Source organism: Synechococcus sp. A15-44, assembly GCF_014280115.1.
Lineage (GTDB): Bacteria > Cyanobacteriota > Cyanobacteriia > PCC-6307 > Cyanobiaceae > Parasynechococcus.
Window position 1 is genome coordinate 99,637 of record NZ_CP047938.1, and the last position, 18,129, is coordinate 117,765.

The window sequence follows — 18,129 nt, forward strand, 5'->3', positions numbered from 1 at the left end:
AGATCCATGGTGGCAGCGCCCACGTCCCCGGCTGAGCTGAAGCTCGGCGTTGATTGCGTCATCGCCGACATCAATCAGGCCGATTTCGGCCGTAAGGAGCTCGACATTGCCGAGACCGAGATGCCCGGTCTGATGGCACTGCGCCATAAGTACGGCAGCGAGAAGCCCCTCAAGGGCGCCCGCATCGCTGGCTCCCTGCACATGACGATCCAGACCGCGGTTCTGATCGAGACCCTGGTCGAGCTTGGGGCTGAAGTGCGTTGGGCCTCCTGCAACATCTTTTCCACCCAGGATCACGCCGCTGCGGCCATTGCCGCCCAGGGCATCCCCGTGTTCGCCGTCAAAGGCGAGACCCTCGAGGAGTACTGGGACTACACCCACCGCATCCTCGAGTGGGGTGATGGTGGTTCTCCCAACATGATCCTGGACGATGGTGGCGATGCCACCGGTCTGGTGATGCTGGGCAGCAAGGCTGAGCAGGACATCACGGTTCTCGACAACCCCGGCAACGAAGAAGAGACCTTCCTGTTCGCGTCGATCAAGAAGAAGCTGGCCCAGGACCCCAGCTTCTATTCCCGCACCAAGGCCCAGATCCAGGGCGTCACCGAGGAGACCACCACAGGGGTGGCACGTCTGTACAAGATGCAGAAGAGCGGTGAACTGCCCTTCCCCGCCATCAACGTCAACGACTCGGTCACCAAGAGCAAGTTCGACAACCTCTATGGCTGTCGTGAGTCACTCGTGGACAGCATCAAGCGCGCCACCGACGTGATGGTGGCGGGCAAGCAGGCCCTGGTGATCGGCTACGGCGATGTGGGCAAGGGTTCGGCCCAGTCCCTGCGTGGTCTGGGTGCCACCGTCTGCATTGCAGAAGTGGATCCGATCTGCGCCCTGCAGGCCGCCATGGAGGGTTACCGCGTGGTTCGCCTCGAAGACGTGGTCGAAGACATGGACATCTTCGTCACCGCCACCGGCAACTACCAGGTGATCCGCAACGAGCACCTGGTGAAGATGAAGGACGAGGCCATCGTCTGCAACATCGGCCACTTCGACAACGAGATCGATGTCGCCTCCCTCAAGGCCTACGAGTGGGAGAACATCAAGCCCCAGGTCGACCACATCACCCTGCCCAGCGGCAACCGGATCATTCTGCTGGCGGAAGGCCGCCTGGTGAACCTGGGCTGCGCCACCGGTCACCCCAGCTTCGTGATGAGCAACTCCTTCACCAACCAGGTGTTGGCCCAGATCGAGCTGTTCACCAAGGGCGACGAGTACGCCAAAGAGGTGTACGTGCTGCCCAAGCACCTCGACGAGATGGTGGCACGCCTTCACCTGGGTCGCATCGGCGCCAAGCTCACTGAGCTCAGCAAAGATCAGGCCGATTACATCAACGTGCCCGTGGAAGGCCCCTACAAGCCCGACCACTACCGCTACTGATCACGATCCTGCGGATCGGAATCTGATTCTCACGGCCCCATGGAAGACTTGCGCCATCAAGCGCAGTCTCCATGGGGCTTTCTGATCTGATCACACAGCTGCCGGAGTTGATCGGCCAGGCGGTGGAGGCCAACCAGTGGCTGGGTTACACCGCAATTTTCGCGGCGATGTTTCTCGAGAATCTGTTCCCGCCGATTCCGTCCGAGCTGATCATGCCCCTCGGGGGCTTCTATGTGCAGCAGGGTCAACTGGATCTGGTGCCCGTTGTGCTGGCGGGTTTGCTGGGCACGGTGCTTGGTGCCCTGCCCTGGTATGGGATCGGTCGCTTGATCAACGAGGAACGGATCGAAGCCTGGTTGCAACGCCACGGTCGCTGGATCGGCATCAGTGCCGATGAGTTGGCCCGCAGCCGCCGCTGGTTCAGCCGCTATGGCACCGCACTTGTGTTCTGGGGGCGACTGGTGCCTGGCATTCGCACGTTGATCTCGGTCCCAGCGGGCATTGAAATGATGCCGATGGCGCCGTTTCTGGTCTGGACCACCGCCGGAAGCCTGATCTGGACGGCCCTGCTCACCGTGGCTGGGATGGTTCTCGGAGAGGGATACAGCAACGTTGAGCTGTGGATTGACCCGGTCTCCAAGGCCGTCAAGGTGTTGCTGGTGGTATCGCTGCTGGCGGGCGCAATCTGGTTGGGTCTGCGCATCTGGCGCCGGCGTCAGTCGTCCGACTGAGCACCGGCGCGGGGGGGCTGAGAAGGAGGCTCAGAAGGGGATGTCCTCATCGGAGACCTGGCCGCCAAAGCTGCCGGCGGCCTCCTGGTTGTCCCGTTTGGATCCAAGCAGTTCGAGCCGATCCACGCGGACCACGGGTTTGCTGCGCTCTTCGCCGCTGGTACGGTCGGTCCAGCGGTCCAGCTTGAAGCTGCCGATGATCCCGAGCAGGGAGCCCTTCTTCACGTAATCCGCAGCAACCTGGGCCTGCTTGCCCCAGATCTCGAGGTTGAACCAGTCGGGTTCATCGTCGCGGCTGCGACGGTTCACCGCCATGGTGAGGTTGGCCACCATGCTGCCGGATTCGAAGTAACGCACTTCGGGATCGCGGCCGGCACGGCCGACGAGGGTGACGGAATTAACGCCCATAGACAATTCATCTCCTGAATTTGGATTCATGATGCGGCACCGGTTGGGTGACTGCTTTTAAGGAGTTCCACCCAAGCCGCTGGGTGTAACAGGCAACCGCTGAGAACGCCCCTATGATCCGGCGGTCTCGACTGCGGTGTCTGTGTTCTTTCGTCGTTTCCAGCTGTCGCGCGACATCGGCATCGACCTGGGCACTGCCAACACCCTGATCTACGTTTCCGGTCGGGGCATCGTGCTGCAGGCGCCCTCCGTGGTGGCTCTTGATCTTGAGCTTGGAACCACCATGGCTGTGGGTGATGAAGCCAAGTTGATGCTTGGCCGCACCCCTGGAAACATCCGGGCTGTCCGCCCGTTGCGCGATGGGGTGATTGCCGATTTTGATGCCGCTGAGCAGATGCTCAAAACCTTCATCACCAAAGGCAATGAGGGCCGCGGCATCATTGCCCCTCGGCTTGTGGTGGGCATCCCCAGTGGTGTCACCGGTGTGGAGCGCCGCGCCGTTCGTGAGGCGGGCATGGCTGGGGCCCGTGAGGTGCATCTGATTGATGAGCCGGTGGCAGCTGCCATCGGCGCGGGACTTCCGGTCACCGAGCCCGTTGGAACGTTGATTGTTGATATCGGCGGCGGCACCACTGAGGTGGCGGTATTGAGCCTGGGCGGAACGGTGCTGAGTGAGTCCGTCCGCGTTGCCGGCGATGAGATCAGCGACTCCATCAGCGTCTACCTCAAAAAGGTGCACAACATGGTGGTGGGTGAGCGCACGGCTGAGGAAATCAAGATCCGCATCGGCTCCGCCTTCCCCGACGACGAGTTCGATCAGCAGTCCATGGATGTGCGGGGTCTGCACCTGCTCTCTGGTTTGCCGCGCACCATCAATCTCAAGGCTGGTGATCTCCGGGAAGCCATCGCCGAACCGCTCAATGTGATTGTCGAAGCGGTGAAGCGAACTCTGGAGCGCACACCGCCTGAGTTGGCGGCCGACATTGTGGATCGCGGCATCATGCTGGCTGGAGGTGGTGCGTTGGTGCGGGGCATCAGCGACCTGATCAGTCACGAGACCGGCATCTTTGTCCACATCGCCGAGGACCCTCTTCTCTGTGTTGTGAACGGCTGCGGCCAGGTACTGGAGGACTGGAAGCGTCTGCAGCGGGTGGTGGATACCCCGGAATTCGTCCGCTCCGCCGCAGGCGCCTGAAGCCATGGCCCCAACGCTCCGTCCCGGCAAGAGCCGCTGGCGTGGATTGGGGCAACTCACCCCCTGGCTGCTGCTTGTGGCCGGGCTTCTGATGGTGCGTCTGAGCAAGGGTGCTGGTTTCACCGATGCCTATGCCCTGCTCAGCCGTCCGTTCTGGCCTGGGTCTGCCCAGCGGGAATGGGTCATGGCTGCCACGAATTTGGAGGATCTCTCTCGTCTGCAGTTGCTGGAAGACGACAACCGTCGCTTGCGCGCTCTGCTGGAGTTGCATCAACAAGGATCAGCGCAAGGAAACGTTTCGGCTGCCGTGATCTCCCGCTCCCCCCGAGGGTGGTGGCAACAATTGCAACTGGGCAAGGGCTCGCTGCAGGGCATCGGTCGGAGCGATGCGGTTCTTGGCCCCGGCGGTTTGGTGGGCCGCATCGACAGTGTCACCCCCGCCACGGCGCGGGTGAAGTTGCTCACTGCCCCGGGCCATGCGATCGGCGTCTGGCTGCCCCGCAGCCGCCGCCATGGATTGCTGGTGGGCCGCGGCAGCAGCCGTCTGTCGCTCCGCTTCATCGATAAGGACCCCGACGTGCGGCCCGGGGATCTTGTGGCCACGTCCCCGGCCAGCACCCTGTTGCCCCCCAACGTGCCGGTGGGGGTGATCCAGTCGGTGGATGAACAGGCTGTGCCTGCACCGGTCGCGGTGGTGCAGTTGATCGCAGCACCGGAGGCGATCGACTGGGTGCAAGTGCAGACCCGTTGAGATGAACCATTGACATGACGCGTCTGCACCGACAACCGATTTGTGTGGCCTCGGCATTGTTGGTGCCCTTTCTGGCCTTGGCATCGCCGCCTTGGTTGGCCATCGATGGGGTTGGTCCCGCCTGGGCTGTGCTCTGGCTGTTGCCCTGGGCTCTCGTGGATGGTCCGGTGTCGGGGGCGCTGTCGGGTGTGGCGTTGGGGTTGGTGCTGGATGGTCTCAATCTGGGTGGTGTCAGTCAGGTGCCGGCGCTGTTGCTGCTGGGCTGGTGGTGGGGACGGTTGGGGCGGCGTGCAGCACCGATCCAACGCAGCCTGAATCTCGGCTTGTTGGCCTGGCTCGGGTCCGTGGGTCTTGGTTTGTCATTGATCCTTCAGCTCTGGTGGCGTCAAGGCGGAGTGTTGGATCCCCTCACCCAGAGCTGGGGTCTGCAGACCCTCTGGTGCCAGGCCCTGGTGACGGGTTTGCTGGCGCCGGTGTTGGTGTCGTTGCAGTTGCTGCTCTGGCGAAGGAGGGTTCCTTCATGAGGCTGACCCGTCGGGATCTGCTGCTGGGGTCCGCGGCGCTGGGGCTGGCGGCCTGCGGCCTGAGGACCCCGCAGACCAGGGCCTTGGAGTTGTGGACCCTGCAGTTGGCCCCCAAGTTCAACCCCTATTTCGCCGATGTTCTGGGGGCCTGGAGCCGCCTCCATCCCGATGCGCCTGTGCGCTGGACGGATCTGCCCTGGGGGTCCGTGGAACGCAAGTTGCTGGCGGCGGTGTTTGCGCGCACGGCCCCGGATGTGGTGAACCTCAATCCGCCTTTTGCAGCCAATCTGGCCAGCAAGGGGGGACTGGCCGACTTGACCCCGCTGCTGCCGGCCGATGCTGCTGGCCGCTACTTGCCATCCGTGTGGCAGGCCTGCCGCGATCCCGATGCCGGGCAGATCGCTTTGCCCTGGTACCTCACGGTGCGGCTGAGTCTGGTGAACCGCGCACTGTTGGATCAAGCCGGTATTGCAGCGCCGCCCAGCCGCTGGGATCAGGTGCCAGCCTTCGCCTGTCGCATCCGCGAGCGAACAGGCCGTTACGGCCTTTTCCTCACCACTGTTCCGGACGACTCGGCCGAGCTCTTGGAAACTCTGGTGCAGATGGGGGTGACCCTTCTGGACTCTCAACGCAGGGCCGCCTTCGACAGCCCCGCTGGGCTCCGGGCCTTTCGTTTCTGGAGTGATCTCTACCGGGAGGGGCTGTTGCCCCGGGAGGTGGTGAGTCAGGGGCAGCGCCGGGCGATCGAGTTGTTTCAAAGCGGTGATCTGGCCCTGGCGGCTACGGGGGCGGAATTCCTGCGCAGCATTCAGACCAATGCGCCCGGGGTGGCCGCGGTGACGGAGCCCCATCCCCCGGTGACCGGTGCGGATGGCAGAGCCAATGTGGCTTTGATGACGTTGGCGGTGCCGCGTCAGAGCCAGCGCGCCCGAGAGGCCGTGGATCTGGCGCTGTTTCTGACCAATCCCGATCAACAGGCGCGCTTCGCTGCTGAGGCCCGGGTGCTGCCGTCGTCGTTGGAGGCCTTGGCTCGGGTGCGTGAGGCGTTGGAGCAGGAGGAGCCCGCGACCACCGCGGAGCGTCAGATTCGCCAGGCCCGTTTGTTGTCGGCCAGCACGTTGGACCGGGCCCGGGTGTTGGTGCCGGCGCTGCCGGGGATCAAGCGCCTGCAGAAGATCATCTACACCCAGATGCAGCGGGCGATGTTGGCCCAGGTCAGCCCTGAGCAGGCATTAACAGCTGCGGCATCGGAATGGAACCGATACGCCCGTTCGCGCTGGCCTGAGGCCACCGGCAATTCTTAAAACAATCGGTAAACCGGCTGCGCGCCAGGGTGTTTGCGTCGGTGTCCAGGCCCTGACCAGTAAGGTTGCAGCTCGTTAAGGGTTTGATTCGGATGACGGGCGACCTGCCCTCACAACCGAAAGCGACTGTTCTTGTCGTTGATGACGAGGCTGCAGTCCGGCGCGTTCTGGTGATGCGCCTGCAGCTCTCTGGCTATCGCGTCATCTGTGCTGAGGACGGTGAGCAGGCCCTGGAGATGTTCCACAACGAGTCCCCCGACTTGGTGGTGCTCGATGTGATGCTGCCCAAGCTGGATGGCTTTGCCGTCTGCCGCCGCCTGCGGGCTGAATCCTGTGTGCCAATCATCTTCCTCTCCGCGGTGGAAGCGATCTCCGAGCGGGTGGCTGGTCTGGATCTGGGAGCTGACGACTACCTGCCCAAGCCCTTCAGCCCCAAAGAACTCGAGGCACGCATTGCCACGATTCTCCGCCGGGTGGGTCGAGGCAATGCGGTCGTTGAAAGCCGCGAACTGCCCACGGGACAGGGTGTTTTGCGTCTGGGCGATCTGGTGGTGGACACCAACCGACGTCAGGTCACCCGTGGATCGGAGCGCATCAACCTCACTTACACGGAGTTCAGCCTGCTGGAGTTGCTGTTCCGCGACCCCGGCCATGTGGTGCCCCGGGCCGAAATACTGGAGCAGCTCTGGGGTTATCCCCCTCGCCGTGCTGCTGATCTGCGCGTGGTGGATGTCTATGTGGCGCGATTGCGCGGAAAACTGGAGCCTGATCCCCGTAATCCCGAGTTGATCCTGACAGTGCGCGGCATTGGTTACGCCTCCCAACGCATGGGCGAGGCCTCCGCTGCCGGTTGATCAACCCGCGGGCGGGCAGGATGGCGCCCGACTGACCTGCTGCTGTGTCTGAGCTGCGCGACACCCGTCTGGACAAGGCCAAGACCTTGGAAGAGCTGGGGCAGGGCCCCTATGCCCTCACCTTCAGTCCCAGCCACCGCATGGCTGAGCTGCAGGAGACCCATGCAGATCTGCCCAAGGGGGAAGAGCGGGACGTCAGCGTTTCCGTGGCGGGACGGGTGATGACCCGCCGGGTGATGGGAAAGCTGGCCTTTTTCACCCTGGCGGATGAGACGGGCTCCATTCAGCTGTTTCTGGAGAAGGCGGGCCTCGAGGCCCAGCAGGAGGGCTGGTTCAAACAGATCACCTCGCTGGTGGACAGTGGCGACTGGCTTGGGGTGAGCGGCACCCTGCGTCGCACTGACCGTGGCGAGCTGTCGGTGAAAGTGAGCGACTGGCGCATGCTCACTAAGGCGCTGCAGCCCCTTCCCGACAAGTGGCATGGATTGGCTGACGTGGAGAAGCGCTACCGCCAGCGCTATCTGGATCTGGTTGTGTCCCCCGGTAGCCGTGAGACCTTCCGGCGCCGGGCCCGCCTGGTGAGCGGCATTCGCCGCTGGCTTGATCAGCGTGATTTTCTCGAGATCGAGACCCCGGTGCTGCAGAGCGAACCCGGTGGTGCTGATGCTCGGCCATTCGAGACCCACCACAACGCTCTCGACCTGCCCCTCACCCTCCGGATTGCCACCGAGTTGCACCTGAAGCGCCTGGTGGTGGGCGGCTTTGAGCGCGTGTATGAGCTGGGCCGGATCTTCCGTAATGAAGGGGTCAGCACCCGCCACAACCCCGAGTTCACCTCGGTGGAGATCTATCAGGCCTACAGCGATTACCTCGGGATGATGGAGCTCACCGAGCAGATGGTCAGCGCGGTGTGCGAGGAGGTCTGCGGCAAGACCACCATCACCTACCAGGGCACCGAGATCGATCTGGCACCGCCGTGGCGGCGCGCCACGATGCATGAGCTCGTGCAAGACGCCACGGGGCTTGATTTCAACAGCTTCAGCAGTCGGGAGGAAGCGGCTTCGGCGATGACCGCCAAGGGCCTGCATGCGCCTGAGCTGGCCGACTCCGTGGGCCGTCTGCTCAACGAAGCCTTTGAGCAAGCAGTGGAGACGACCCTGATTCAGCCCACCTTCGTCACCGATTACCCGGTGGAGATTTCTCCCCTGGCCCGGCCCCATCGCAGCAAGCCAGGCTTGGTGGAACGCTTTGAGTTGTTCATCGTCGGCCGTGAGCACGCCAATGCCTTCAGTGAGCTCACCGATCCCGTGGATCAACGCCAGCGCCTGGAGGCCCAGCAGGCACGCAAGGCGGCGGGTGATTTGGAGGCCCAGGGGTTGGACGAGGATTTCGTCACGGCCCTTGAGGTGGGCATGCCCCCCACCGGAGGTCTGGGGATCGGCATCGACCGGCTGGTGATGCTGCTCACCGACAGCCCTTCGATTCGGGACGTGATCGCCTTCCCGCTGCTGCGGCCGGAGTCTCGCAAGGGAGAACCACCCTCAGTGGAATAATGGGAGGAGTGGCATGGTCCTATCCCCATGAGTGGAGAACGCGTCGGGTTTCGCTTCAAGCACGCTGATGCAGTGGTCAAGCGGAATCCCCAGGGCCGTTCCCGCCGGGGATGGGTAATGGAGCCGGTGGAACAGACCACCAGCCGTGGCACCAAAATGCCTGCGTACCGCATCCGCTGGCGCGACAGTGAGCGCCCGGAAATCGTGCTGCAGCACATGCTGATCGCCGATCCGGATCCCACACCTCCGCCCGAGGGTGTCAGCCTGGAGCCCCCCGCGCCCAAGGCCTGATCTAACTCAGCCCAGCGTCGCGGCGTAGTTGTTCAAGCTCCTGTTCCGCTTCAAACAACGCCCAGTCCTTCTCCAATGTTGAGGGGCTGGGCGTTTGCTCTTGCTGTTGAAGCTCCTGCAACTGCCGCTCCACCTCGTTGAAGCGGCGTCCCAGATCCTCCAGGTCGGCCCAGAGGGCGCGGCCCTGGTTCATCAGGCTGGTGAGATGTTGTTCGGCGCGCCCGGCTAGATCGGCTGCGCCGGCTGCCCCGGCACGCTCCACCCGACTGCGCCAGGCCCGTACGTCCTCGGCCAGTCTCAGCAGATGCTGGCGTTGCTGCTTCGCTTCGTCCTGCAGTTGCTGACGTTGTCGTTGCAGGGCTGCAGCCCGATCCTTTTGGTGCTGTTCACTGAACAGGTGCTCCTGGACGGGGTTGTTGCGGAGAAAGGCGGAGAGCCGTGCGTCCAGCTCCCGCTCCAGCTGCTCCAGCCAGCTGCTCATGCCTCGCCTGGGGTGGTGATCACCGGTTTTTCGATCTCTTTCTCCAACGGCTCGATCGCAGCCGTTTTGGAGTTGAGGATCATCTGGGTGAGTTGCGCTGCTTTCACTTCTCCCACTTCACCTTCCAGCTCTCCCAGGCGATCGAAGGCCGCCATGTAAATCGCCTCCAGGTCTTGGATCAGCTGCTCACGCTGCCGCTTGATGGCCTGACGCCGTTCGTCTGATTTCATGCCGCCTGAGCTCTGGGCTCTGTCTGTTGGATAAGTCTGTGGACTCAGTTTGCCGGCAAAAGCAGATGCAGAGCGATCTGCTGGTGTGGATCGGTCCAACGGCGTTGGATCCGCCAGCCGGCCTGGGCCGCGAGGGCGGCTGCAGCGTCCGGGGAGTATTTGACGCTGTGCTCGGTGATCCAGGCGTCGCCCTGGCGAAAGAACCAGGCCTCACCGCCCAGGTGCACGGTCTGATCCTGCGTGCTCACCAGCGCCATTTCGATGCGCTGCTGCGTCGCCTGCCAGTGGGCCCGGTAGCGGAATTGCGTCGGATCGGCATCCCCCTGGAGGTCGCGGTTGAGCCGCTGCAGCAGGTTGCGGGCGAAGGCGGCGGATACGCCGGCGGCATCGTCGTAGGCGGCCTCCATCAGGGCCGGCTCGCGGGGCTGATCCAGCCCCAGCAGCAGAGGCCCTCCAGCCAGCAGCTGCCGGGCATTGTGCAGAAAGTCAACAGCCTCCTCTGGGGTGAAGTTGCCCAAGGAGCTGCCAGGAAAGAAGCCGATGCGTCGTTGGCCGTCCAGGGCGGGATGCTGCGGCAGCTGCTCCAGGCGGGTGTGGTCACAGCAGATGCCCACCATGGTGGTGTTGGGGTGCCGGGCCGAGAGGCCGGAGAGGGCCTCCTTCAGGGCGCTGAGGCTGATGTCCAAGGCGGCGAAGACTTTGCTGCCCAGAGCTGTGAGCAGCGGATCCACCTTGCGGGCGTTGCCGATGCCGAATTCCACCACCAGTCCTGGCCCCGTGGCGGCGGCGATGGCGGCTGCGTTGTCTTCCAATAGGGCGATTTCCCGTTGAGTGAGGGTGTATTCAGGCTGCCGGCAGATCTCGGCGAAGAGCCGTGATCCCGCGGCGTCGTAGAGCATCCAGGCCGGCAGTTGGCGAGGGCTGCGCTGCAAGCCATCCCGAACTAGGCGCTGCAGATCCGCCGGGGGCGGGTGGAGGTTGACCAGGCTGATGCTCATCGGGCCAGACGGATGCCGGCCGCCATCCAGCGGCTCGCTGGTGGGTAAAAATTACGGTAGCTGTTGCGCTCGTGGCCTGGGGGCGTGAGCCAGCTGCTGCCGCGCAGCACCATCTGGGAGCTCATGAATTTGCCGTTGTATTCGCCGATGGCCCCCTCCACCGGGCGAAAGCCGGGATAGGCGCTGTAGGCACTGGCGGTCCACTGCCACAGCACCCGGTGGGCGTGCTGCATGGCAGCGCCATGCAGGCCAAGGGCGTGTTCCCATTCCGCTTCGGTGGGAAGCCGGGCACCGCTCCAGCGGGCATAGGCATCTGCTTCGAACCAGCTCAGATGACGCACCGGTGCCTGGGGGTCGCGGCGGCGGCGGCCCGCCAGGGTGAATTCGTGGTTGTTCTCCCGCCAGTAGCGCGGCGCCTGCCACTGGTGCTGTTGCACTAAGGCCCAGCCTTCACTCATCCACAGCTCGGGGCGTTGATAGCCCCCATCGGCGATGAAGCCGGCGTAGCCAGCGTTGCTCACCAGGCTGCTGCTCAGTTCAAACGGCTCCAGCCACACCCGGTGCCGCGGCGTCTCGTTGTCGAAGTGGAACCGCTCGCCCTGGTGGCCGATCTCCGTCAACCCGCCAGGGCAGGCCAGCCACTGTTCCTCCTCCAGGGTCAGGGTCAGCTCAACTTCATGGTTGTAGACGGGTTCTAATGGCTGGCGGTTGAAGCCATCCAAGAGGTCCATCAGCAGCAGTTCTTGGTGCTGTTGCTCGTGCTGCAGGCCGAGCTGCACTAAGGCATCAACCCCTTCGGGCGGGTCCTGCAGCAGTGCTTCCAGACCGGCATCCACTCGTTGGCGCCAGGTCAGCACCGCGCCGATGGCCGGGCGGCTGAGCAGGCCCCGTTGCGGCCGGGGGTGACGCGCTCCGATGGCGTCGTAATAGGAGTTGAACTGATAACTCCAGAGCGGGTCGCAGGCCTGATGTCCAGCTGAATGGGGCTGCAGTACGAAGGTGTCGAAGAACCAGTTGGTGTGGCCCAGATGCCATTTGGGTGGACTGGCATCGGCCATCCCCTGGAGCATCAGGTCTTCCGGTTCCAGAGGTGCGATCAGTGCTTCGCTGCGGCGCCGCACCGCCAGCAGAGTGTCCAGCAGCACGGGCCCGAGCCAACCTGCGCGGACCCTAGGGGGTGCAGCGAACCATCGGTACCATCAGCCCATCGATGTGGCTGAATCCCTTGAGCGGTTCCGGCACGGTGCTGGTAGAGCGATATCGCCTGGAGGAACGGCTGAGTGGACCCGATCCGCTGCGTGGTTCCCTTTGGCGTGCGGTGGATGTGATGGCGGGCGATCTGCCGGTGGCCATTCGCCAACTGGAGACCCCGGAATCCCAGGAGCGGTTGCAGGGAGTGTGGCAACAGATGCAGATGCTGTCGCATTCCCAGTCGCCCCGCTGCGGCGAGCTGCTGGAACTGGATGGGGCGTTATGGCTTGTGCGTGATTGGCAGGACGGCATCGCCTACGACCTGCTGCTGCGTCAAAGGCGGTTCAGTGCGGATGAGGTTCTGCTGTTGCTGCGCCAGGTGCTGCCGGTGCTTGCGGTGTGGCATGGTCGCGGGCTGGTGCACGGTGATCTGAATGTCCGCCATCTGCTGCGCCGAAGCAGCGATGGCCTGCCGGTGTTACTGGAGGGTGGCGGGGTTCAGCGGGCTGGCACGACCCCGACAGGTGCCCCCTGGCGCGATCTCCATGATCTTGGGGTCACGGCTCTTGTCTTGCTCGGCGGGACCGCAGGCGATGACGGATGCTGGCCCAAGGGCCTGGAGCTGGAGGCGAGATTTCACCAGGTTCTGGAGAGGTTGTGCTCGGAGAAGCCAGAGCACCGTTTCGATGAGGCCGCTGAGGTGCTGCAGGCCCTGGACTCGGTGGTCTTGCCTGCTTCTGAACCCGACTCAGGCGTGACGGCGCGAACCAGCCGGGCCTTGGCTCGTGAGCAGGGAGCGGAGGGTCGCCTCTGGCCCGTGGTGATTGCTCTGGGTGTCTTGGCGTTGGTGGGTTCCGCGATTGGATGGGTCCTGTTGTCCCGTAGTTCCCTTGTTGTTGATCCCCCTCGTGCCAGCAGCGAAGGGTGGGCTTCGGCGCCCGTCGTCAGCCTGCCGTCGGCGGAGCTGGATCAACGCCAGCAATTGCTCAGCCGGCTGCGGGCGCTTCAAGTGGATCGCGGCTGGTTTGTCGAACTTGTGGATGCCAGCCAGCTCAGCACGGAGCCGCAGCAGGATGCGCCGTTACGCAGGGTCTGGACCGAGCTGGCCGAGCAATGGCTGGCTCGGATTGCCTTGCTGCCGCCGGTGATTCGGGCCCAGTTGGGGCGTTTGGGGGCAGGGGACTGGCAGCAGCCGCGTGAGGCGCTGTTGAAACAGGGCGTTCATCCGCGGGTCGTGGAGCATCTGGTGAGTGCTGGAGCCAAGGATCTGCTGCCGGTCACCATGCGTGGCCGGAAACCCGCCGACCCCTTTCTTCAGCTCTGGATTGCAGCGGCGATTCAGAGCCTTGATGACGTTGAAATCGTGCGGCTCAAAGCGCGCCCGCTTGAACCCTCCATCACGTCGTTGCCCATCCCTGCCGGTGGCGCGCGTTTGGTGCTGGTGGAGGCTCCAGCAGGTGATGCCGTGGCCCTGGGCATCAACGGCACACCGCTGATGCAGATGATGGTTTTCGGCGTCAATGGGCAGGTGGAGGCGGAGCGTGGTCCCCTGCGGGTGACTCGGATTGCACCTGAAGCGGGCTCGCCGCTGCAGGTGTTGGTCACCAACGAAGGGGTCTCTTCGAGTCTGTTCACCCTGTCTTGTCGGGCGGACCCGCTCGATCAGTAGCGCTCCATCGCTGCTTTCACGTCCTTCTTGGATTGCTTTTCCTTTTCGGCGGCGCGCTTGTCATGCAATTTGCGCCCTTTGCCCAGCCCGATGGTGAGCTTGATCCAGGACCCCTTGAGGTGAATGTTGAGGGGGATCAGCGTCAGGCCTTTCTGATCCACCAAACCGCGAAGCTTGTCGATCTCACGGCGATGGGCCAGCAGTTTTCGGGTGCGCAGTGGGTCGTGGTTGAAGTAACTGCCGGCGTGGGTGTGGGGTGAGATGTGCACGTTGTGCAATTGCAGCTCTCCATTGCGGATCAGGCAGAAGCCATCGCGCAGGTTGGCCTTGCCGTTACGGATCGACTTCACCTCGGTGCCCACCAGCTCGATACCGGTTTCGAGGGTTTCGAGGATCTCGTACTGGTGCCGTGCCTGCCGGTTGTCCGCCAGCATCCGATTGGCGGCGGCCCGTGCCGCGGCTGCGGCTGCTTTTTTCGCTCCTCCCTTGGCCATGGCTGCGGCTGCGTCTTCCGACCCTATCCAGGTCTGGGTACCCTGCCCGCATGGCGATTGTCTCCTCCAGCTCCGGTCGCAAGCCACCACGCCGCCCTGAAGCGCTGGTGGACCCCCAGCCGGTACCTGAAGAGGTGGTGAGTCGGCCGGAAGACAAGCTTCGGCCCCAGCGCCTGAACGACTACATCGGCCAGAGCGAGCTCAAGCAGGTGCTGGGCATTGCGGTGGAGGCGGCGCTTGGCCGCGGCGATGCCCTCGATCATGTGTTGCTCTATGGCCCGCCGGGTTTGGGCAAAACCACCATGGCCATGGTGTTGGCCGAAGAAATGGGGGTGCAGTGCAAGGTCACCAGTGCACCGGCCTTGGAACGCCCGCGCGACATCGTTGGGTTGTTGGTCAACCTGCAGCCCCGTGATCTGCTGTTCATTGACGAGATTCATCGCCTGAGCCGGGTGGCGGAGGAGCTGCTTTATCCGGCGATGGAAGACCGTCGCCTCGATCTCACCGTCGGCAAGGGCAGCACAGCACGAACCCGTTCCCTCGACTTGCCGCCTTTCACCCTTGTGGGGGCCACCACCCGCGCCGGATCGCTGAGCTCCCCGCTGCGGGACCGGTTCGGCCTGATCCAGCGGTTGGAGTTTTACGGCCAGGACGACCTGGAAGCGATCGTCGAGCGCACCGCCGGGCTGATCGGGGTCACCCTCACACCGCAGGCCCGCCGCAGCATTGCCGCCTCTTGCCGCGGTACGCCCAGGATTGCCAACCGCCTGCTGCGCCGGGTGCGAGATGTGGCCAGCGTGCGTGGCGGGAGCAGTGGAGCAATTGATCAGGCCCTTGTCGGAGAGGCTCTGAGCCTGCACCGCGTGGATCATCGGGGCCTCGATGCCAGCGATCGGCGTTTGCTGCAGCTGCTGATCGACCACCATGGTGGTGGCCCGGTGGGCCTGGAGACTCTGGCGGCGGCCCTTGGCGACGATCCCGTCACCCTGGAGACCGTGGTAGAGCCGTTTTTGTTGCAACAGGGGTTGCTGATGCGCACCCCCCGCGGCCGCATGGTCACGGATGCGGCCCGCAGTCATCTGGCTGAGGCGGCATGAACCGGTTTCTCGTCCTGTTGATGAGTTTGGTGCTGGCCCTGCCAGTGCAGGCCCTCGATCTGCAGGGGCTTTATGAGCAGGCGCTGACGGCAAGCCGTCAGGGGGATTTTGTGGAGGCGTTGCCCCTTTGGGACCGCTTTCTGGAGCAGGCTCCAGAGGATGCAGCAGCGCTGAGCAACCGCGGCAATGTGCGTCTGGCCCTCGGGGATGCGTCCGGGGCCATCGACGATCAGAGCGCCTCGATTGTGCTGGCGCCGGAGGAAAGCGACCCGCATCTGAACCGGGGCACGGCGGAGGAAGCGCTTCAGGACTGGTCCGCGGCAGCGGACGACTATCTCTGGATTCTGGAGCGCGATCCGCAGGATGCCTCAGCCCTCTACAACCTGGCCAATGTGCGTGGCTCGCAAGGGGACTGGCCTTTGGCGCGAGAGCTTTATGGCCAGGCTGCTCTTGCCCGCCCCGGCTTCGCCATGGCCCGCTCCAGTGAGGCGCTGGCGGCCTGGCAAGCAGGAGATCTCGATTGGGCGGAGGCGGAATTGCGCAAACTGATCCGTCGCTATCCCTTGTTCGCCGACGCTCGGGCGGCCCTCAGCGGCCTGCTCTGGCGCGAAGGATCCAGTGGTGAAGCCGAAAGCCACTGGGCCGCGGCGGCCGGCCTGGATCAGCGTTACCGCCAGGCCGATTGGCTGGAGCAGGTGCGCCGCTGGCCACCGCAGCCGACGGCGGATCTGATGGCGTTCCTGGCCTTGGAGGCGTCCTGAGATGACCCAAGCGACGTCCCTGTCCGATCGACTCAGCCGGGAGCTGCCTGAGCTGCTGCAGCTGCGCCGGCATCTGCATGCCCACCCTGAGCTCAGCGGTGAGGAACATCAGACGGCTGCTCTGGTCGCCGGTGAACTGCGTCAGCTGGGTTGGCGGGTTCGTGAGGGAGTTGGCCGCACGGGTGTGGTGGCTGAGTTGGGGCCTGATCACGGCCCCACGGTGGGTTTGCGGGTGGACATGGATGCGCTTCCGGTGGAGGAGCGCACCGGGCTGAGCTATGCCTCCACCCGCCAGGGTCTGATGCATGCCTGTGGCCACGACCTACACACCTGCACGGGCCTTGGTGTCGCGCGCTTGCTGGCTCAGGAGCCCCGCTTAGGGGCTCGAGTGCGGCTGCTGTTTCAACCCGCCGAAGAGTTGGCCCAGGGGGCGGTGTGGATGCGGGACGCGGGGGCGGTGGAGGGCCTTGATGCGTTGTATGGAGTGCATGTGGTGCCGAACCTGCCGGTGGGCACGGTGGGGATCCGGCGGGGTTGTCTCACGGCGGCGGCCGGTGAGCTGGAGATCCGGGTGCAGGGTGAGGGCGGCCATGGCGCCCGTCCCCATCAGTCGGTGGATGCTGTTTGGCTGGCGGCTCGGGTGATCACAGAGCTTCAGCAGACCATCGCCCGCCGCTTGGATGCGTTGCAGCCGGTGGTGATCAGTTTCGGCAAGGTGGAGGGCGGTCGCGCCTTCAACGTGATTGCCGATCAGGTGCGCTTGCTGGGTACGGTGCGCTGCTTGGATCTGCAGCAGCACGCCCAGCTGCCGGCCTGGATCGATGAGACTGTGCAGGGGATTTGTGCCAGTGGAGGGGGTACGGCAGTGGTGAATTACCGCTGCATCGCGCCACCGGTGCACAACGATCCGCAGCTCACGACTTTGCTCGAACGCTGTGCGGTGGAGTGTCTGGGGCGCGACAAGGTGCTGCCTGTGGAGCAGCCCTCCCTGGGGGCGGAAGACTTTGCTGAGCTGCTCCGGGATGTGCCGGGAATGATGGTGCGGCTGGGCGTGGCCGGGCCCGAGGGGTGTGCGCCGCTGCACAACGGAGCGTTCGCACTGGAGGAAGACGCCCTCGGTGTTGGCATTGCGGTTCTCACGGCCACCGTGCTGGCGTGGATCACGGAGAACACCTCGGCATGAACCAACGTCGTGCGGTGATTTGGGTTTCCCTCGGGGCTCCGTTGCTGATCCTGCTCGCGTTGCTGGCTACCAACCAGCGCCAAGGCAAGGACCGGGTGCAGGTGTGGCCCGCGATATTGGTGGGTTCGGGTCTGATCATCAGCAGCGCTCTCGGTCGGCAGCGCCGCCGCGCCAGGCTGTTGGCCGATCTTCAACGGGCGCGCACCCCTGGCAGCAACCCATGAACGAAACCGATCCGCAACGCCCTGATCTCGAGCAGGTCCGCCAGGCCATTGCCAGTGGGGATCCGGTTCAGGCGATGCCGGCGATCACAAAGCTCCGCCATTGCTCGGATGCTGAGGCTGTGCCGTTGCTGGTGCTGGGCACGGAGCAGAAGCCCTTTCTGGTGCGTTCTTTGAGCTGCAGTGGATTGGGCTACAAGCGCACCGAACAGGGCTGGACTGTGCTGAGTGCGTTGATCACTGCCGATGAAGACCCCAATGTGCGGGCCGAGGCAGCCAATGCTCTGGCCAGCTACGGAGTGGAGCGGGCCTGGCCTTTGCTGCGTTCGGCCTTTGAAGCCGATGTCGCCTGGCTGGTTCGCTGCAGCATTCTCTCCGCCTTGGCGGAACAACCCGACATTGATATGGCTTGGTTGCTGGAGTTGGCAACCATGGCGATTGCCGATGCCGATGGCACCGTGCGGGTGAGTGGGGCTGAAATTCTCAGTCGGATTGTTCGGGAGGGGGGTACCGATCCCATCGGGGTGCAGGCCAGAGGCTTGTTGCAATCCCTGCAGCAGGACAGCGATCACCGGGTGGTGGCTGCCGTGCTCAATGGTTTGCAAGCCAGTTGAACGGGCCTTTGACCAACGCTTGCTAGCTTTTGAACATCACTAGGGGTGTCTGGGTTTCACCATGAACCCAGGCTGAGATCACACCCTCCGAACCTGATTCCGGGTCATGCCGGCGCAGGGAAGTGCTTGAGCGTGATCCACG

At 64.1% G+C, this 18,129-nt stretch carries 21 protein-coding genes and 1 riboswitch; of the genes, 15 read left to right on the forward strand and 6 right to left on the reverse strand.

From position 1 onward, the window contains the following. Window positions 1–6: 6 nt before the first annotated feature. Window positions 7–1,437: an adenosylhomocysteinase gene (ahcY, locus tag SynA1544_RS00510; protein WP_186514442.1), complete on the forward strand. Its 1,431-nt coding sequence runs from the start codon at window positions 7–9 to the stop codon at window positions 1,435–1,437. A gap of 71 nt (window positions 1,438–1,508) precedes the next feature. Beyond that, complete coding sequence (locus tag SynA1544_RS00515; RefSeq protein ID WP_186514443.1) at window positions 1,509–2,168, forward strand: DedA family protein; 660 nt, start codon at window positions 1,509–1,511, stop codon at window positions 2,166–2,168. Between the two features lie 30 nt (window positions 2,169–2,198). Here SynA1544_RS00515 and SynA1544_RS00520 read toward each other — a convergent pair whose 3' ends face one another. Beyond that, window positions 2,199–2,576, reverse strand: coding sequence for a single-stranded DNA-binding protein (locus SynA1544_RS00520; protein WP_186514444.1), 378 nt, complete (start codon window positions 2,574–2,576; stop codon window positions 2,199–2,201). A 142-nt stretch (window positions 2,577–2,718) separates the two neighbouring features. On the opposite strand from SynA1544_RS00520, the gene SynA1544_RS00525 reads away from it, so the two are divergent. The 7 genes from SynA1544_RS00525 (at window position 2,719) to SynA1544_RS00555 (ending at window position 9,048) form a co-directional block, all read left to right on the forward strand. Next, window positions 2,719–3,771 carry a rod shape-determining protein gene (locus SynA1544_RS00525; RefSeq protein ID WP_186515385.1) on the forward strand — a complete coding sequence of 351 codons (1,053 nt, stop codon included), beginning with the start codon at window positions 2,719–2,721 and terminating at the stop codon, window positions 3,769–3,771. Between the two features lie 4 nt (window positions 3,772–3,775). Continuing rightward, window positions 3,776–4,522 carry a rod shape-determining protein MreC gene (mreC, locus tag SynA1544_RS00530; RefSeq protein WP_186514445.1) on the forward strand — a complete coding sequence of 249 codons (747 nt, stop codon included), beginning with the start codon at window positions 3,776–3,778 and terminating at the stop codon, window positions 4,520–4,522. A gap of 14 nt (window positions 4,523–4,536) precedes the next feature. Beyond that, window positions 4,537–5,046, forward strand: coding sequence for a rod shape-determining protein MreD (locus SynA1544_RS00535; RefSeq protein ID WP_186514446.1), 510 nt, complete (start codon window positions 4,537–4,539; stop codon window positions 5,044–5,046). After that, window positions 5,043–6,350 (forward strand): sugar ABC transporter substrate-binding protein, encoded by a 1,308-nt coding sequence (locus SynA1544_RS00540; protein ID WP_186514447.1) that lies wholly within the window; start codon window positions 5,043–5,045, stop codon window positions 6,348–6,350. The genes SynA1544_RS00535 and SynA1544_RS00540 overlap by 4 nt, the downstream gene beginning before the upstream one ends. Before the next feature lie 92 nt (window positions 6,351–6,442). Further along, complete coding sequence (rpaB, locus tag SynA1544_RS00545; RefSeq protein ID WP_115081463.1) at window positions 6,443–7,204, forward strand: response regulator transcription factor RpaB; 762 nt, start codon at window positions 6,443–6,445, stop codon at window positions 7,202–7,204. A 44-nt stretch (window positions 7,205–7,248) separates the two neighbouring features. Continuing rightward, the gene (lysS, locus tag SynA1544_RS00550) at window positions 7,249–8,757 is read left to right on the forward strand and encodes a lysine--tRNA ligase (RefSeq protein ID WP_186514448.1); all 1,509 of its coding nucleotides are present in this window, start codon (window positions 7,249–7,251) and stop codon (window positions 8,755–8,757) included. Window positions 8,758–8,784: 27 nt separating this feature from the next. Continuing rightward, window positions 8,785–9,048: a hypothetical protein gene (locus SynA1544_RS00555; RefSeq protein WP_006851112.1), complete on the forward strand. Its 264-nt coding sequence runs from the start codon at window positions 8,785–8,787 to the stop codon at window positions 9,046–9,048. 1 nt (window position 9,049) lies between these two features. Here SynA1544_RS00555 and SynA1544_RS00560 read toward each other — a convergent pair whose 3' ends face one another. From SynA1544_RS00560 to egtB, 4 genes are read right to left on the reverse strand one after another with little or no spacing between them, the layout of a single operon-like run. Beyond that, the gene (locus tag SynA1544_RS00560; protein WP_186514449.1) at window positions 9,050–9,529 is read right to left on the reverse strand and encodes a hercynine metabolism protein; all 480 of its coding nucleotides are present in this window, start codon (window positions 9,527–9,529) and stop codon (window positions 9,050–9,052) included. Next, window positions 9,526–9,759: a hercynine metabolism small protein gene (locus tag SynA1544_RS00565; RefSeq protein WP_186514450.1), complete on the reverse strand. Its 234-nt coding sequence runs from the start codon at window positions 9,757–9,759 to the stop codon at window positions 9,526–9,528. The genes SynA1544_RS00560 and SynA1544_RS00565 overlap by 4 nt, the downstream gene beginning before the upstream one ends. 44 nt (window positions 9,760–9,803) lie before the next feature. Then, entirely contained in the window at window positions 9,804–10,757 is a 954-nt protein-coding gene (gene egtD, locus SynA1544_RS00570; protein ID WP_186514451.1) for an L-histidine N(alpha)-methyltransferase, read from the reverse strand. Continuing rightward, on the reverse strand, window positions 10,754–11,902 hold the full coding sequence (egtB, locus tag SynA1544_RS00575) for an ergothioneine biosynthesis protein EgtB (protein ID WP_186514452.1): 1,149 nt from the start codon (window positions 11,900–11,902) through the stop codon (window positions 10,754–10,756). Before egtB ends, egtD begins: the two co-directional genes overlap by 4 nt. Before the next feature lie 80 nt (window positions 11,903–11,982). On the opposite strand from egtB, the gene SynA1544_RS00580 reads away from it, so the two are divergent. Further along, on the forward strand, window positions 11,983–13,617 hold the full coding sequence (locus SynA1544_RS00580; protein ID WP_255477669.1) for a serine/threonine protein kinase: 1,635 nt from the start codon (window positions 11,983–11,985) through the stop codon (window positions 13,615–13,617). Here SynA1544_RS00580 and smpB read toward each other — a convergent pair. Continuing rightward, on the reverse strand, window positions 13,611–14,111 hold the full coding sequence (gene smpB, locus SynA1544_RS00585; protein ID WP_115009647.1) for an SsrA-binding protein SmpB: 501 nt from the start codon (window positions 14,109–14,111) through the stop codon (window positions 13,611–13,613). The two genes, SynA1544_RS00580 and smpB, sit on opposite strands and share 7 nt — an antisense overlap. A gap of 50 nt (window positions 14,112–14,161) precedes the next feature. Here smpB and ruvB point away from each other — a divergent pair, with 50 nt between their 5' ends. Genes ruvB through SynA1544_RS00610 form a run of 5 tightly spaced genes read left to right on the forward strand, consistent with a single transcriptional unit; the run spans window position 14,162 to window position 17,987 of the window. Then, complete coding sequence (ruvB, locus tag SynA1544_RS00590) at window positions 14,162–15,208, forward strand: Holliday junction branch migration DNA helicase RuvB (RefSeq protein WP_186514453.1); 1,047 nt, start codon at window positions 14,162–14,164, stop codon at window positions 15,206–15,208. Then, window positions 15,205–15,969, forward strand: a complete 765-nt coding sequence (locus SynA1544_RS00595) for a tetratricopeptide repeat protein (RefSeq protein ID WP_186514454.1) — start codon at window positions 15,205–15,207, stop codon at window positions 15,967–15,969. The genes ruvB and SynA1544_RS00595 overlap by 4 nt, the downstream gene beginning before the upstream one ends. A gap of 1 nt (window position 15,970) precedes the next feature. After that, complete coding sequence (locus SynA1544_RS00600; RefSeq protein ID WP_186514455.1) at window positions 15,971–17,152, forward strand: amidohydrolase; 1,182 nt, start codon at window positions 15,971–15,973, stop codon at window positions 17,150–17,152. Then, on the forward strand, window positions 17,149–17,376 hold the full coding sequence (locus SynA1544_RS00605) for a DUF3188 domain-containing protein (protein WP_186514456.1): 228 nt from the start codon (window positions 17,149–17,151) through the stop codon (window positions 17,374–17,376). The genes SynA1544_RS00600 and SynA1544_RS00605 overlap by 4 nt, the downstream gene beginning before the upstream one ends. Continuing rightward, window positions 17,373–17,987, forward strand: a complete 615-nt coding sequence (locus tag SynA1544_RS00610; RefSeq protein ID WP_186514457.1) for a HEAT repeat domain-containing protein — start codon at window positions 17,373–17,375, stop codon at window positions 17,985–17,987. The genes SynA1544_RS00605 and SynA1544_RS00610 overlap by 4 nt, the downstream gene beginning before the upstream one ends. Window positions 17,988–18,018: 31 nt before the next feature. Continuing rightward, window positions 18,019–18,125: riboswitch (TPP riboswitch) on the forward strand. Window positions 18,126–18,129: the final 4 nt, after the last annotated feature.